The organism is Cytobacillus gottheilii, from assembly GCF_900166665.1.
GTDB lineage: Bacteria > Bacillota > Bacilli > Bacillales > Cytobacillaceae > Cytobacillus > Cytobacillus gottheilii_A.
In genome coordinates this window covers 3,987,726-4,003,816 of the sequence record NZ_LT800494.1, presented here as the reverse complement: position 1 = coordinate 4,003,816, position 16,091 = coordinate 3,987,726, and the positions used below count along the sequence as shown (strand labels likewise).

Here is a 16,091-nt window from a genome sequence, read left to right as displayed (position 1 = left end):
AAAAATTAAAAACTGTTCATCAAATCTTCAATAATGCAGAGAAACCGGTACTAAAATGAATAACGCATTGAGATTTTAACAGCATTCCCCTATAATGAAAATGATTTTTCAGTTCGCCAATTTGAAGGATGATATACATATGAGCATGTATGAAAAAGGGGAAACAAAGCACATGAAGGACAAGGACGATGCAAAATATAAAGTTGAAACTAAGCCATTTGCCGCTTCGTTCATTTTAACCATCGGAACAATAGGATTGTTTCTTATTATTGCTGCTTCCATTGCATTTGGAGCGGCAGATATTCAATTGAGTACAGTGTGGCAAGGAGTCTTTCAGTTTGACAGCAGTAATCCTGCACATCAGATTATCCGTGAGCTTCGTTTGCCGCGTGCGGTGGCGGCTGCGTTAATTGGAGCCGCATTGGCGGTATCTGGAACCATTATGCAGGCAATGACTAGAAACCCGCTTGCATCACCATCTATCATGGGGGTGACTGCGGGAGCTTCTTTTTTAATGGCTATTGCTTATGCTGTACTTCCTGGGTTGCATTATTCAGGATTGATGATTTTTTCTTTTGCTGGAGCAGGTTTGGGGGCAGCACTCGTTTTTGGAATTACCGCTGCTTCTAAAGGCGGAATGTCACCTGTAAAGCTTGCACTTGCAGGAACAGCTATTACTACACTTCTGAGCTCACTTTCCACTGCAATCGGGATTCGCTTTGATGTTGCCAAAGACATAAGCTTTTGGTATGCCGGCGGAGTGGCAGGAGTTCAAAGTACAAGCGTTCTTTATTTATTTTTACCAGTTGCAATTGGAATACTTCTTGCAATCTTTCTTTCTAGGTCTTTGACAGTATTAAGTCTAGGAGAAGACGTTGCAAAAGGACTTGGACAAAATACCGGAAGAATAAAGCTATTGGGAACAATCGCTGTTTTACTTTTAACAGGTGCAGCAGTATCGATCGCTGGAATGATTGGTTTTGTCGGTTTGGTTATTCCTCATATTACACGTTTTTTAGTAGGGTTGGATTACAGATGGATTGTTCCATGTTCAGCTGTTCTGGGCGGAATTCTCCTTGTTGTGGCTGATATTGCAGGAAGAATGATCAATGCACCTTTTGAAACACCAGTTGGTGCTGTAACGGCTTTAATCGGTGTGCCGTTCTTTCTCTATCTCGCACGGAATGAAGGGAGAAATTTTTAAATGGATTCATATGGTCATCAATGGAAAAAAACAATATCCGTACTCAGTATCCTTACTGTGGCGACGATTGTTATGTTTTTCGTCAGCTTAAACACCGGGTTAACGAAAATCCCGCCCCTTGAAGTGGTAAAAACGATCTTTGGAGCAGGAGACGAAGGGACAAAAATGGTATTATTTGATTTTCGCCTGCCGCGTATGGTGCTGGCATTATTGGTGGGAGCGGGGATCTCTTTGGCAGGAGCGATCTTGCAGGGGGTATCACAAAATGCCCTGGCAGACCCTGGAATATTAGGCATTAATGCTGGCGCCGGGTTTGCAGTTGTACTCTTTATGTTCTTTTCTCAGGGAACAGGATTTGCCATTGGAGCGTTATCGATTTTCTCCCTTCCATTTACAGCTTTAGCAGGAGCTTTTGTTGCAGCTCTCCTTATTTACGTGATTGCGTGGAAGAACGGAGTAACACCAGTTCGGCTTATTCTTGTGGGGATCGGCATTAACTCTGCGTTTGGTGCGGCTATGCTTGTATTTCAATTAATGATGGAGCCGAATGATTTCACGAAGGCGCTTGTCTGGTTATCTGGAACCATTTGGGGAACCAATTGGACTTTTGTGCTAGCGCTGTTGCCGTGGCTTCTCATCTTTACACCAATCGCTTTTTATAAAGCAAGAGTTCTAGATGTATTAAATTTAGGGGACCCGATGGCCATCGGATTGGGCAGTCATGTGGAACGGGAAAGAAGAATTCTTCTCATCATAGCAGTTGCTCTTGCAGGTGCATGTGTTTCAGTAGGCGGAGGCATCACCTTCCTGGGATTAGTAGCACCGCATTTAGCAAAGAGAATTGTAGGGGCGAAGCACGCACGAATGCTGCCTGTAACCGTTATGCTTGGAGCATTTTTGCTCTTGACCGCAGATACAATAGGAAGAGTTGTTCTTGCTCCAGCAGAATTACCTGTTGGTCTCGTTGTCTCCATCCTCGGAGCTCCCTACTTTATCTATTTGCTTATGAAAACGAGATAACTAAGCAAAGTGGCTGGTCCATAAGTATTTAATCATATAATCGATCCGAATGATTAGGGGAGTTTTTTAATCATTCGGTTTTTTTTATTTCTCTGCTCATGATCTAAGCTTAGGAATGTATTTTTTAATTTAATGTGTTAATATTTCTGATTGTAAAAAATAGTAATTTAATATAAAATTTATATAACGAAAATATATAAGAATAATCAGATAATTTAAGTATAAGGAGGGAACATATTGAAAAGTACTGGAATTGTACGCAAAGTTGATGAATTGGGAAGAATCGTCATTCCAAAAGAACTTCGAAAAACTTTAAACATCCAAATTAAAGACCCAATTGAAATTTTCGTAGAAGATGAAAAGATCATTCTGCGTAAATACGAAAGCAGACAAGCATGTCTTGTTACTGGGGAGATACTTGATGACAACGTGGCTCTCGCCGATGGGAAAATTGTATTAAGCAAGAAAGCACTTAATGACTTAATAGAAGAAGTAAATGAGCGCTTTGAATTAAAGGTGTAAAAAACGAATAAATCTCTCATTGAATCGGCAAGCCTGTTGTATATTACTTCAGGCTCTTTGTGTGTCGGGAGGCTTAGCACCTTCCCGCCAGAAAGCGAGCACCCTGGAATGGAAATAATAACTAACAAAATAAAATATGATTATATTGAAATAATGTTTAAAAAATATTCAAAATTAAAGAAAGTAGAGGAATCCAATGAATCAGCAAAAACTAATCCGTGTAGGCACTCAATATATACCGGTTGAAAATCCAGAAGAAGCTGCAAATTGGTATAAAGATATTCTTGAAGCCGATATTAGCTATTTAGATATGGATAAGGCTATTGTGAACTTTGCAAATCAAAGCTTCTTTCTCGTCAAAAGAAGAGATGGAGAGAGTGCTAACTTTACAGATTTTGATGGGAAAAAGCGCTTTTCGATGACATTCGAGGTTGATGGGTTGGAAAGCCTCCAATCTTTGCACAAAGAGCTGATTGAAAAAGGAGTGTCAGTAGGAGAGATAGAAAATAGAGGACATGCGGGCAGGAATTTCGTGTTTTCTGATCCTGATGAAAATTTATATGATGTTTGGAGTGAACTAAGTCCTGCATTTAAAGAGTATATATAATTGGACGACAAATTACCCAGTCTCTCGGAGAATATGTTTATCTTATTCTTAAACCCGTATATCATAAGAGCTGTAGCATTTATGTTAAAATGGTAAAAAAGAAGCAGGAGGGACTGTATGGAGAGCCAAACGAAAAAAGAAGTTGTTTCTTGGATTAAATCACTTGTATTAGCATTTATTTTAGCTCTTATCTGCCGGCATTTTATATTTGAACCTGTCACAGTCCGGGGAGAATCAATGGTTCCAACTTTTACAAATGAACAAAAATTGATTGTGAGTAAAACAAGTGAAATTGAAAGATTTGATATGATTGTTTTTCATTCTCCTGTGGAAAATGAGGATTATGTGAAAAGAGTCATAGGCATGCCTGGTGATACCGTGGAGATGAGGGACGATGTATTATATGTTAATGGCAAAGCCTACAAGGAACCTTATGTGAATCGAGAGCTAGTAATGGATAAAGTGACTGCTGATTTCACTTTGCAGGAGCTCTTGGGTAAAGGAATGGTTCCCGAGGATTCCTACTTTGTGATGGGAGATAATCGTTTAAGAAGTTTTGACAGCAGAGAGTTTGGATTTATTTCAGATGAAGCTGTAGTGGGTGAAGTGAAGTTCCGTTTTTATCCATTTGATGAATCGGGATTTACAAAATAAAAAGCATGTTGTGAATATGATTTGAGAGGCTAACGATGAAAAAGATTTTTCCCTTCTTTGTACAGGATGTTTCAGAGGATAAAAAACGGCTGCTTGAAAAGCATTTATTAATGGACAATATTAAGCGCTGCAAGCTTTTTGCCAAAATAGTCATTCTCTTTGAAACCATTCTAATCCTTATGCATTTGTCTTCTGCTTATTCAGAAAGCGGAACATTGTTTGTGTTCGATGTATATATCATTTTATATATACTATTATGGAGTTTTAGTATCCTAATGCTTATATATATATCTATTTATGAACGAGGCAGAAATCATAGTGAACGAAAGACAAAGATGTTCCAAAACGGACTATGGCTTTTTGTCATCTTCTTTTTAACTTGGGGTGCTTTAGTGACTCTTGTGGATCAGAAAGCATATGGTCATGTAATGGCATTTGCCGTTAATTTTATGTGTGTGTCGGTCTTATTTCATGCATCAAATAAAACGATGCTCTATTTATACTGTCTTCCAATCGTGATTTTATATGTGGGGCTGCCAATTGCCCAGCCTTCTGCAGAAATTGTCTCTGGCCATTATGTTAATTTAACTGTTTTCTTGTTTTTTTGCTGGCTTGCTTCCCGTATGCTTTATACTAGCCATTCTTCTAATTTTTATCAGAGACTTCTTTTAACAGAAATGAATGAGAGCTTAGAAGTGAAAATGGCCGAAAATGAGGAAATTCATAAGGAACTAGCGAATGCAAATCATCAGTTAAAGCAGCTGTCCGTATTGGATGAGTTAACGTTTATACTGAATAGGCGCGGGTTTCGCCAGTATGTTCAGCATGAATTTGAAAACAATCATCTGGAGAGGCCATTTGCTGTGCTGATGGGGGATATAGACTCATTTAAGAATTATAATGATCATTATGGTCATCTTGAAGGGGATCAAGTGATTGCTATGGTTGCTGGAGTTTTTAAATCTCTTTTAAATGAAAAACCGAGCATTCTCGCACGCTTTGGCGGCGAAGAATTTGTGGCGGTTTTATTTGATGTAGATCAGGATCAGGCTTTTTATAAAGCTGAAAAAATCAGACAAGCGATTGAAAGCCTTAAAATTCCTCACCAATATTCTAGAGCTGCTGATCATGTCACCTTGAGCCTAGGTGTAGCTGTCGGTAAAGCTCAAAATCCTGATCATATCTTCCAATTAATCGGAGATGCCGATAAAGCTTTATACGAGGCCAAAGCAAACGGCCGCAACAGAGTAAAAATAGTAAAAGAATAAAGGCCATCTCTATCCAATGGAGATGGCCTTTTCTGCTTAATGATTGTTTGTGCTCACTTCAATTTTAATAACTTCCGAACGGCTGCCGATCCGAATTGGAGGACCCCAGAATCCATATCCAGAGGATACGATTGCATGCAATTTGCCAAATTGGCGGTATCCCCAGTCTAAGTCAAAGATTCTTCTCGTAATAAGGTGATTTGGTGCCATTTGCCCCCTGTGTGTATGTCCGCTTAAAAGGATATCAACACCATGTTCTTCAGCTTTTTTAATTTCCGCTGGCTGATGATCCATCATGATGATCGGCATGTCTTTGTTCAAATCATTTGTTAGCTCGAGAATTGATTTTCGCTGTTTGTCTGTTTTATCTTTCCTGCCGACAAGGTGAAAGGAATCTTTAATCGATAGGACTTCATCTTGCAATATACGTATGCCGACCCGCTCCATCTCTTTGATAAACTGAGGAATGGCGCCACCATAATATTCATGATTGCCAAGTACGCCATAAATTCCAAGCGGTGCAGATAGTTCCTTTAGCACGTCCCCCATATTTTTACGGATAAAAGCTGCTGGATCGTCATCAATAATGTCACCCGGAAGCAAAATGAGATCAGGCTGAAGATGATTGATTTCTTTTACTAATCGGCGTGCATGTGCTAAACCTGACAAATGGCCAAAGTGCATATCAGAGGCCATAGCAATTGTTAGAGAGTCAAAATGCTTGATTTGTTCATTAAGCTGAACTTTGTAGGTGCGAACAACTGGAGAATAGGCGTTATAGGAACCATACAGGAACAGAAAAATGAAAATGATAAAGACGATGAAACCAACCCATGTAATAGCATCCTCTGAACGAACTCCGCTAATTTGTAATAACCATACGGAAATATTAGCGATTGGGAGAATTAAAAGGGCGTATTGAAGGACTGCGAACCAATAAGATCCGATCATCCGAAAAAGAGAGAGTCGTTTAGAACTTTGCCCAATGAGATATGAAAAAAATAAAAGTCCTGAAAGGAAAGCAAAAAGCCATTGGTTTTGGAATCCAAAAACGGTGTGAAGCCAAACCCAGCCATTCCAGCTAATATAAAAAGCGATGGCAGTATATATAAGAATAAAAACAGCAAAGCCTAAAATTCGTTTCATACATAAACCTCAATTCACTGCGTTAGATTTTGTGTTTAAGATACGATATATGCTTCTATTTGTCCATTTATTAGCCCGTTTATTTCCGCCTTATGAATAACGATATTTAAGGGATAACCCCAGCAGATAGTGAATGTGCATACCTTAGATACTTTTTTAAATAAAAAAAAGAGGAATCCGTTTTGGGAATCCCTCTGCTGGAGCTAATTAAAGTGCTCCTGCCACTGATAATATAGGCTGTTTTAAACTTTGTGATTCGTCGCGGACAAGATCATATGTTATACACATTGGTTTGTTTGTACGAGGATCACGTCCAATTAGTGCATCGATATGAAAAACATTTCTTAACACATCTTGGGTAACCACTTCTTCACATGACCCTGCTTTGACAATCTCGCCATCTTTTAAAGCAATTAAGTAATCTGCAAAACGAGCAGCCTGATTTAAGTCATGAAGCACCATTACGATGGTACGTTCCTGTTCTCTATTTAGCTTTTGAAGAAGCTCAAGCACTTCAAGCTGATGAGCCATGTCCAAATAAGTTGTAGGTTCATCCAAGAAAATGATCTCTGTTTCTTGAGCCAGGGCCATCGCAATCCAGACACGCTGTCTTTGGCCGCCAGAAAGAGCATCAACAGAGCGGGATTTGAATTCAGCTGTTCCCGTGACTTCTAATGCCCAGTCAATCACTTCATAATCTCTTTTAGTCAGTCTTCCAAATCCAGTCTGGTGAGGAAATCTGCCATAAGAGACAAGCTCACCTACGGTTAAGCCGCTGGCACTCTCAGGTGTTTGAGGAAGAATCGCCATTTTTTTTGCCAATAATTTTGTGTTTTCTTTAGCAATATTTTCACCGTCAAGAATGACAGTTCCCGATTGATGAGAAATGATCCGAGTTATAGCTTTTAGCAATGTTGATTTGCCGCAGCCGTTAGCACCAATAATGGTTGTAATTTGTTTATCTGGAATAGAAGCAGTGAGGTCCTTTACGATTAGACGTTCACCGTATCCAATGTTTAAATCCTTTGTATATAGGCGAACCATAATAGCCCTCCAGTATGTGTAGATTAGAATGTATATAAATAATGATAATGATTCTCAATATAACTGCTATTTAACTATAAACTTATCAATAATAGAAGTCAACAGATGTTGAAAAACGTTCACAAACACAGTTGAAAAATATTCTCAAAAGATGTATAGTATAGTGAGAATGATTATCAATTTTAATGCGAGCTGAGGAGTGAAAGGACATGAACATAGAGGAATTGTTTGATGTAACGATTATTGGCGGTGGTCCTGCTGGTCTTTATTCAGCATTTTATAGTGGACTAAGAGAAATGAAAACGAAAATAATTGAATTTCAGCCTCAGCTTGGCGGTAAAATACATGTTTATCCGGAAAAGATGATCTGGGATGTGGGCGGCTTATCGCCAATTCCCGGAGCAAAGCTGATTGAGCAATTAGTAAAACAGGGATTAACGTTTGATCCTGAAGTTGTATTAAATGAAAAAATCGTTTCGGTCAGCAGAGATGAAGATGGAATCTTTATTTTAAAAACAGCTTCTGGAGCTATTCATTACTCTAAAACAGTGATAGTTGCAGTTGGAGGCGGAATTCTAACACCTCAAAAGCTTGATATTGAAGGTGCAGAGCGTTTTGAAATTGCAAATCTAAATTATACCGTAAAATCCTTACAGCATTTTAAAGATAAAACAGTCGTCATCTCAGGCGGGGGAAATTCAGCGATTGACTGGGCAAATGAACTGGAGTCCATTGCTAAAAAGGTGTATCTGACCTATAGAAAGGATTCACTGAATGGACACGAAGCACAGATTACGCAACTGATGGACAGTTCTGTTGACTGCTATTTTAATTCAACGATTTCAAAGCTGATTGCCAGCGAAAATCATGAATTGATCCAGCAAGTGGAATTAACCAATAGTGAAACAGGAGAGGTTACATATCTGGATATTGATGAAGTCATTATCAATCATGGATATGAACGCGATAGCGACCTCCTTCAAAATAGCGAACTTCAAATAGAAATGGAAGAAAACTTCTACGTTAAAGGTTCTGCAAACAGTGAGTCATCTGTTCCTGGGCTTTATGCTGCAGGAGATATCCTAAAGCATGACGGCAAGCTTCACTTAATTGCAGGAGCTTTTCAGGATGCAGCCAACGCCGTAAACATGGCAAAACAATATATTCAGCCAGATGCCTTAAAATATGCAATGGTTTCGTCTCATAATGATGCATTTAAGCAGCGAAACCGGGAGCTGGTAAAAGAATTAATACAGTAAGGGAAATGTCTAGACAATGCGGGAGATTCAGTGCATTGTCTTTTCTTTAGGCTCTTTTCTGAGCGATTGTTGTTCTTAGTAATCACTAGAAAGAGAAAAGCTGTGTACTTATCTTACTTTTTTCTTTTATGAAGAAACCGGTGAAATAAGCGGAGAATTTACCCTTATTTCCAGAATTGAGCTATTTACTGGCGGAATAAGAGGAGATTTTCCCGTTAATTTGAATAAAACCTTTTATTTACACGTTTTTAGGTTAGTTAGACGGAATTACTCTGTCTATTTAAGCACATTTTAAATGATTTTATAATTTAAGCGGAATTCCTCCGTCTATTTATACATTTGTAATGCTCGCTTTTTTGAAGAAATTTAAAGACAATATTGAAACGGTTGGGAGCCAGTCTCCTTCTGCTTAATCAGTACCCGCTTAGTCGGAAAGTGAGTATATTGAGTGATCTCTTAAAAAAATAGCTAAAGTAAAGAGCCATCAACCTAAAGATTGATGGCTCTTTTATTTATATCAAGGAAGTGTTAAGCCCGGCTAGTGCTTGTGTCGCTATCTTTTGCTCTGTTAAATTGCTTGCGAAGAAAAGGTAATACATAATGATCAAGTCCAAATTTACCAGCATTATATCCTGCTGCTACTATAAAGACTCCCATTAAGATATCTGTCGGATTATGAGAAATGGTTCCAGCCAGCAAGAAAGAGAAGTTCATCATTAATCCAAAGAATGCAGCTGCAGTTGTTAAGCAGCCTAGAATTAATCCAAGTCCTACTAAAAACTCTCCCCAAGGAATGATAAAGTTAAATAGTTCTGCATTTGGTAAGGCAAAGCTTTCAAGGAAACTGCTGTACCATCCAAAAACGGGTCCGCCATCTGGTCCTGTAACAGGATTCGCAGCGGCGTTTGTTAAGAAACCGGTTGAATCAAATCCTCCTGTAATTTTCCCCCAGCCTGCAGTGAGCCATAAATAACCCCAGTATACACGAATAACAGTTAATAGAGCAGCGGCAATGTTATTTTCTCTTAGCCAATTGTTAATCATCTTACATCTTCCTTTCACTGATAAGAATTATGTTATTGATTACACTTAAAATATAACATGAGAGCAGATTTTCCTCACTAATATTGTGATTAATTTCACAATCTTGTAATAAAGTTTTGACTAAATTTTGAACAAAAGCTTATAAGATATACAAAAATAGTATTAATGGGCATGAAAGGAAAAGGTTAATGCTTTTTTGCAAGGGAAAAGAAGTTTATAAGAATAATAAATTTAAAGATTGTATGATGTGGGAAAAATCACATGAACTGCGAATCAAAACACCTGTGAATATGATAATTTTTGACTGCATTTTTCATCTCGATATAAGAATTTCATTAGCAGAGAAGTTGATAAATCTAAACGGAAAGAGATAGTAAAACGCTGAAACCTCAAGCAGCGGGAAAAAAACAAATATCCACTGCTTGAGGTCTCAACTTAAAGATTTTTACGATCTGGAGCTGAAGGAGGTTTTTCAAGCCATTGTCTTTCAATTGAGATACTGACGCCATCCTTTGAATAATCTGCCACCTCGGCAATAAGCCTTGTATAAGCAGTAATTAAATCTTTTCTCCCGCTTGCTCCAACACTTGCTCCGTAAAAGGCGATGCCAGCAGAGTATAAGGCTTTGGTATGGAACATAATGAGCTTATCCGAAAAAACTGGTTCTGTGGAAGCGGTAGCTGAAATACTTGAATTTGCCGGCGGGAAGAGATCACTTTCTTTTAGAAACTCGGAAAACACATCGCAATGATGTTTTGCTAATTCAGTGCCTCTTTTCAAAAACTTTTTAACTTCAGGCGTATTAGCAGTTTGAGCAAAGCCCATCAGCAACACAGAACCGAGCATATTTCGATATAAGTTCGTAAAGAGATGGGAAATTTCGACGGAGGTTAAAGGTCTTTGTTCGCCAAACCATCCTCCCAAAAACCTTTTGGAATGGATGTACTCTACTCCATTTGGATAAGGAATATAAGGAGCTAGAATATAATTCCCCATATCTTGGGCAATATCAATACCTTGATTAAAGAGATTTGTGCTTGATAGGAGACATGAAGAATAAAATGCCCGAAGATCCTTTCTGGCGGCATTAGGAAGAGCGCTGCTATAAGCATTTACCCCCATTAGCCCAATATTCATAGTATAATGCAGGATAAATTCATCGGTATATAAGCGTTCAGCGTGGATGTTTACGTCTTTTTCTGTAAAGCCATCTGGGACAGGGATTTCCTCTGAAACAAATATATTTTCAATGAAATTGTAATTTGATTGTGATAATTCAAGCCCAGACTGGATATAAGGCTTTATTGCAGAACTTTGAACATGCTGAAGAAAATAGCTTAAAACACAAATAGATACTGATTCTGCCATATATGAACCAAATAAAACTGATAATTCACTTGCTGTCAGTTTAGTTTTATCCTCCACTTCGTTCCCTCCTTATAATTTTTACATATGGGTAGTATCCGCTAGTTATAAATACTTATGAGTATAAATTAGGCTCTTTTCGCAAACTTTGTTGCTTTTAACTTAAATGGACAAAGATTCCCCTTGAAAGTACATGCCTTTCGGCGGGGCGGATGCAGAGTCTCCTCGTTCTGCAGGAGTCTTGCCCTCTTTCGTTTTCATCAACAGGCATAGTACTAAATTGCCTCTCTAAGATGTGAGTTTTAAAGCCATCGCTCAGAAGAGAACCTAAAAGTTGGGTTTGGATGATTAACATAAAAAAGGACAGAGGAATCGTAATTACGAATCATCTCTGTCCTTGTTTTTAGCTGTTACTTTATAATCTTTGGTTAATCGTGCTTTCCTTTGCTTATAAAAATCGATTGTCCCCAACAGGTCATTCACGGCAATTTCCATCATCTCTAAATCTCTCCGAGTAACAGGAACGTCTTTTGAACTCCAGCGCACAGATTTAACAAAATAATAATTTTTTATCGGCACCAGAAGGACTTTTGAATTTGGAAACTCGGCAAAACTAAATTCAATTCCGCCTCTTTTTCGGTATGAATGATTGAGGATCTTCATTAGGGTAACAACCTTTCAACGTTTTCCTGCTGTTTAAGAGTCTATACCCCAATGTAAATTAGGATAAGCGGAATGGTTATGATACTTAAAATAGTTGTTATAAAGGTTGTAAAGGATACCAGATCCGGTTCCGTGTTAAATTGTACTGCGAGCATGGTAGTATTCGCAGCAGATGGCATCGCTGCCTGTATAATAAAAACGTGCTTAAGCAGTTCTGGAATTGGCATAAAATGAACAACTATAATGGCGATTATAGGTGAAACCACCATGCGAATAACCGTAACAATCGAAACGAAACGATACGCCACTCTTTTTCTTGAAATAACAGCAAGCTGCATTCCAAGTATCAGCATGACAGTGGGAATGGAGGCATCTGCAACTAAACTGATCGCATCCATAAAGTTAACAGGAATACTTACTCCAGTCAGTTGAAGAAGAACACCTAAAATGGCGCCATGCAATACAGGCATTCTTACCATTCTTCTTAAAGATTCTTTAACACTGGCGCCTTCTTCTCCGCCCAGAGAAGCGAAGAATAATCCAACTGTGTTCATTAAAAATGATTGAAAGACCATCATAATGACCGCATAATCAAAGCCTGCTGCACCAAGGGCAAAAAGAACAATGGGTGCACCGTAGTTCCCCTGATTCATAAAAATACCGCCAAGCATCATGGCGGACATTTGCTGCCGAGTTGCCTTGGTAAAATAGCTTACTGCTCCAACGATCAGCGCTAGAATGATGTTGAGGCCGAAACTAAACAGTAAAATATAATAATAATCAATCGTAATTTCATTTGCATAAAACGTTCGAAAGGCAAGTGCCGGTGACATGATATAAAGAGCCATCCTTGAAATGGATTTAATATCAAAGCCGAATTTTTTTTGCGATAAATAGCCAGTAGCAAAAATTAGCAACACTGGCAGCATAATCATAATTAAATTCAAAACAGGTTCATCCCCAAAATTGCAGTTTATAAAGAACAGTATAACAAAATAAACGAAATTCGGAACCCCTTTACAGTGGTGGTGTTTGGAAAAAGATTGTAAATGGAAAAGCGCGTGGTTTTGTACTGTTGTAAGGTTGGAAATAGGATTTAATAGGAAAGAGAGTGAATTTGATAGGAAATTGAAAAGGTTTGATAGGAACAAGCTTGAGTTTGACAGGAAAACGAAAACATTTGATAGGAAAAAGTCCGAATTTGATAGGAAAGCGAAAAAAACTCTCCTGATTCACTATAAAATGGCGGATCAGGAGAGTAAATTGAAAGGTTGTATTCAAAATTCTCTTTTTAGAGGTCATTTTTCCTTTTGTAAATGTCTAAATAGATAGGTTTTGCTCTAAAAGTCATTTAATTTCTATTTCAGTCTTATTTACAATTTCAGCAGGATAATCAACTAAATTCAAATGGACCAGCTGTGATCCATTGTAGGGAACACTATAGCGCATATGGTCCGTATCTTTAACGATTCCATAACCTCCTTTAGTGCCCTTTACTTCTTCTAAAGGAAAGATTAGATTTTCAAATGAATTTGTATCCAAGCGAATGTATAGATCATCCTTTATTACATACACATCTGATAACAGACCATCACTAGGTGTTTTTATAAATTGCTCTTTACCTGCATCTATGACAACGGATGTTTCCTTCTTATCTAAAGCTCTTAAAGAGTCAAATTGCAGATATAGCTTTTCGGACTCTGTAAAATAACTGCTTTCCAGGATTACAACTTCTTCATTTTTAGTACTTGTATTGGCAGCAGGATCTGAAGGGTATTGCTTCCATACATTTCCGTTCTCATCACTTAATTGCAGGTTGTTAAATCCAAAAATCTCCATGCTGTTTTCTTCCGGGTATTTTACATGAACAGCTGTCATGGTTGGATAAATTTTAAGTGAAGTAAAGGTAATTTGCTGCCCAGCAACTGTGACTGTTTCATTTAGTTCAAATTCCTTCTTTTTTGCAGCCTTTTTTTTATCCAATGTTACCGGAAATGTAAGATACTCGATTTTATCTGTATTAACCTCTACACGAATATTTATCTCATCCGGCATAGTATCTTGAGGATCCGTTAAAGTTAAGGTATCAGACTCTAATGTATCGGATATGTCTAATGCTTCCGTTTGTTCAAATTTATATTCGGTATCTAAAGGCTGCTGCTGGTCATCAAGCAAAGATATACTTAGAACAGCATCTGAATTTTCACTTGTAAAAAAGACAATGAGAGATTTCTCGTCATGAATAATAGAATCAATGGTTACACTTCCACTTGTATGTTCCTTGGTCATTCCAATTTTTTGGATATAATTGTTTTCAGCAGCCGCCAAAAGGCCCGTATCATTTCGAATCTTACTTATGACCTGTTCTAAACCAGGTATATTGGCAAAAAATTTTGCAGCTGATTCTGAGGTATGAATAGTAAGGAAAAACGATAAGAAAATAAGGGAAGCCGACAGCAGCCAGCTGAATGGTCTTGTTTTGTTTTTCTTTGATTGTATAGCTTTTGCTTTCTGAATTCCTTTTAATATGGCTTGATCTGCTAATTCTTCAGAAATCATAATCTTTTCAATCTCGTTTCTCGATTGTGCCAGTTCTTTTTCTTCTCTTTCAAACATGAATACCGCTCCCTTCACCCAATTCTTTTCGCAGTGATTTCATCCCTTTATATAGCCAGGTTTTTATGGTACTTTCAGGACTGTCAAGGATATCCGCAATCTCTTTAATTTTGAGATCATGATAATACTTTAAGATAATGACTTCTCGGGAACGGTCATCAATTTTGGCTAAGGCTTCTTCTATCACTATTTTTTGTTCATAGTCTTCTTTACTATTATGCTCTTCAAACAAGTCTGTTACGGTCATTCTTTTTCTATGTTTTGCTTGATCGTGGCAATAATTAAGCATAATTCGCGTGATCCAAGTTGAGAAGTATTCTGGCTTTTTTACTTTCTTTATGGATTTATAAGCTCGGAATGTAACCTCTTGAAGTGCTTCGAGCGCTTCTCCTTCATTCTTTAAATATGAAATAGCCACTTTCAAGAGCCGATCCCTATGTATTTTTATTAAAAGATAAAAAGCATGGTCGTCACCTTTTTTGGCTTTTTTTAATAAATCTGCTATCTCCAAAAAAATCCCTCCTTTATATGTTAGACATCAAGGCAGGTAAAAAAGACTTAAAAAGTTTTAGTTAGATAATTAATTATACTAAACACAGTCGAAATGTAATTAAGTACCACATGCTTTTTTTGGCTAAAGGTTTGCGCTATAATATGGTTTGAATAGTTCATATTCGGTATATGCAAGCATATACATTCATTTATTATAGAGTTAAAAGCTGAAAGAGAGTGGGAAATATGGGCCGTAAATGGAACAATATTAAGGAAAAAAAGGCTTCAAAGGATGCAAATACGAGCCGGGTTTATTCTAAATTTGCACTTGAAATCTATGTTGTGGCAAGACAAGGGGAGCCTGATCCTGAGTCAAACCAAGCATTAAAGTTCGTACTTGAGCGCGCTAAAACATACAATGTGCCTCGAAATATTATTGATCGTGCAATTGAAAAGGCTAAGGGAAGCTCAGATGAGAGCTATGATGAATTGCGTTATGAAGGATTTGGTCCTAACGGTTCTATGATCATCGTGGATGCTTTGACAAATAACGTGAATAGAACAGCATCCAATGTTCGCGCTGCCTTTGGAAAAAACGGCGGAAATATGGGTGTAAGCGGATCTGTTTCCTATATGTTTGATGCAACAGCTGTCATTGGATTAGAAGGAAAAACGGCTGATGACATTTTAGAGATTTTAATGGAAGAAGATCTGGATGTGCGTGACATCATTGAAGAGGATGATACCGTTATTATCTATGCTGAACCTGATCAGTTCCATGCTGTACAGCAAGCGTTAAAGAATGCTGGAATTACTGACTTTACAGTTGCAGAGCAAACGATGCTTGCGCAAACGGATGTTGAGCTTGATGAAGATGCAAAAGCTCAGTTCGAAAAATTAATCGATGCACTTGAAGATTTAGAGGATGTGCAGCGTGTTTATCATAATGTGGATTTAGAAGATTAATCCTGCAGGCAGATCCACTTGGATCTGCCTAATTTTTTGTTTCGCTTGTATTTGAAATAATGTATACGCAGGTAACTACTATTTTCAGAGATATTTATGCTTTTTAGGAGGTGATTTCAATGGCAGTAAATCGGTTCGTGCCCGATTTATCAGCAGCTCATGCAAAGCCTGGTGTCGGCAAGGCGATACTTTGCGTGAGGTAGAACATTAATTAAATCGCC

16 protein-coding genes are annotated in these 16,091 nt (G+C 37.9%); 8 read left to right on the top strand and 8 right to left on the bottom strand.

All coding sequences use genetic code 11. The features are described from left to right. Positions 1–139 precede the first annotated feature (139 nt). The 6 genes from B7E07_RS19770 to B7E07_RS19745 all read left to right on the top strand — a co-directional run bounded on the left by B7E07_RS19770 (position 140) and on the right by B7E07_RS19745 (position 5,275). Positions 140–1,204 carry a FecCD family ABC transporter permease gene (locus tag B7E07_RS19770; protein ID WP_080848530.1) on the top strand — a complete coding sequence of 355 codons (1,065 nt, stop codon included), beginning with the start codon at positions 140–142 and terminating at the stop codon, positions 1,202–1,204. Further along, positions 1,205–2,224 (top strand): FecCD family ABC transporter permease, encoded by a 1,020-nt coding sequence (locus B7E07_RS19765; RefSeq protein WP_080848529.1) that lies wholly within the window; start codon positions 1,205–1,207, stop codon positions 2,222–2,224. Between the two features lie 237 nt (positions 2,225–2,461). Continuing rightward, positions 2,462–2,746: an AbrB/MazE/SpoVT family DNA-binding domain-containing protein gene (locus B7E07_RS19760; protein WP_080848528.1), complete on the top strand. Its 285-nt coding sequence runs from the start codon at positions 2,462–2,464 to the stop codon at positions 2,744–2,746. 196 nt (positions 2,747–2,942) lie between these two features. Next, positions 2,943–3,353 carry a VOC family protein gene (locus B7E07_RS19755; protein WP_080848527.1) on the top strand — a complete coding sequence of 137 codons (411 nt, stop codon included), beginning with the start codon at positions 2,943–2,945 and terminating at the stop codon, positions 3,351–3,353. A gap of 117 nt (positions 3,354–3,470) precedes the next feature. Beyond that, positions 3,471–4,007, top strand: a complete 537-nt coding sequence (lepB, locus tag B7E07_RS19750; protein WP_080848526.1) for a signal peptidase I — start codon at positions 3,471–3,473, stop codon at positions 4,005–4,007. Between the two features lie 35 nt (positions 4,008–4,042). Further along, positions 4,043–5,275, top strand: a complete 1,233-nt coding sequence (locus B7E07_RS19745) for a GGDEF domain-containing protein (protein WP_080848525.1) — start codon at positions 4,043–4,045, stop codon at positions 5,273–5,275. Between the two features lie 36 nt (positions 5,276–5,311). Here the strand turns inward: B7E07_RS19745 and B7E07_RS19740 are convergent, their stop codons facing one another. Both B7E07_RS19740 and B7E07_RS19735 read right to left on the bottom strand, forming a co-directional pair. Beyond that, positions 5,312–6,421, bottom strand: coding sequence for a metallophosphoesterase (locus B7E07_RS19740; protein WP_080848524.1), 1,110 nt, complete (start codon positions 6,419–6,421; stop codon positions 5,312–5,314). 207 nt (positions 6,422–6,628) lie between these two features. Then, positions 6,629–7,465 (bottom strand): ABC transporter ATP-binding protein, encoded by an 837-nt coding sequence (locus tag B7E07_RS19735; RefSeq protein ID WP_080848523.1) that lies wholly within the window; start codon positions 7,463–7,465, stop codon positions 6,629–6,631. 209 nt (positions 7,466–7,674) lie between these two features. Between B7E07_RS19735 and B7E07_RS19730 the strand changes: the two genes are divergently transcribed. Beyond that, complete coding sequence (locus tag B7E07_RS19730) at positions 7,675–8,724, top strand: NAD(P)/FAD-dependent oxidoreductase (RefSeq protein WP_080848522.1); 1,050 nt, start codon at positions 7,675–7,677, stop codon at positions 8,722–8,724. 528 nt (positions 8,725–9,252) lie between these two features. On the opposite strand, the gene B7E07_RS19725 is transcribed toward B7E07_RS19730, so the two are convergent. From B7E07_RS19725 to B7E07_RS19690, 6 genes are all read right to left on the bottom strand, one after another. Next, positions 9,253–9,768 carry a DoxX family protein gene (locus B7E07_RS19725; protein WP_080848521.1) on the bottom strand — a complete coding sequence of 172 codons (516 nt, stop codon included), beginning with the start codon at positions 9,766–9,768 and terminating at the stop codon, positions 9,253–9,255. 435 nt (positions 9,769–10,203) lie between these two features. Next, positions 10,204–11,193 (bottom strand): DUF3231 family protein, encoded by a 990-nt coding sequence (locus B7E07_RS19715; protein ID WP_257391506.1) that lies wholly within the window; start codon positions 11,191–11,193, stop codon positions 10,204–10,206. A gap of 318 nt (positions 11,194–11,511) precedes the next feature. Continuing rightward, positions 11,512–11,796: a hypothetical protein gene (locus tag B7E07_RS19710; protein ID WP_080848519.1), complete on the bottom strand. Its 285-nt coding sequence runs from the start codon at positions 11,794–11,796 to the stop codon at positions 11,512–11,514. 41 nt (positions 11,797–11,837) lie between these two features. Beyond that, the gene (locus B7E07_RS19705) at positions 11,838–12,743 is read right to left on the bottom strand and encodes an AEC family transporter (protein ID WP_080848518.1); all 906 of its coding nucleotides are present in this window, start codon (positions 12,741–12,743) and stop codon (positions 11,838–11,840) included. Positions 12,744–13,143: 400 nt separating this feature from the next. Then, the gene (locus B7E07_RS19695) at positions 13,144–14,412 is read right to left on the bottom strand and encodes a DUF4179 domain-containing protein (protein ID WP_080848516.1); all 1,269 of its coding nucleotides are present in this window, start codon (positions 14,410–14,412) and stop codon (positions 13,144–13,146) included. Further along, on the bottom strand, positions 14,405–14,923 hold the full coding sequence (locus B7E07_RS19690) for a sigma-70 family RNA polymerase sigma factor (RefSeq protein WP_080848515.1): 519 nt from the start codon (positions 14,921–14,923) through the stop codon (positions 14,405–14,407). The genes B7E07_RS19695 and B7E07_RS19690 overlap by 8 nt, the downstream gene beginning before the upstream one ends. Positions 14,924–15,150: 227 nt before the next feature. Here B7E07_RS19690 and B7E07_RS19685 point away from each other — a divergent pair, with 227 nt between their 5' ends. Next, positions 15,151–15,870 (top strand): YebC/PmpR family DNA-binding transcriptional regulator, encoded by a 720-nt coding sequence (locus B7E07_RS19685; RefSeq protein ID WP_080848514.1) that lies wholly within the window; start codon positions 15,151–15,153, stop codon positions 15,868–15,870. Positions 15,871–16,091: the final 221 nt, after the last annotated feature.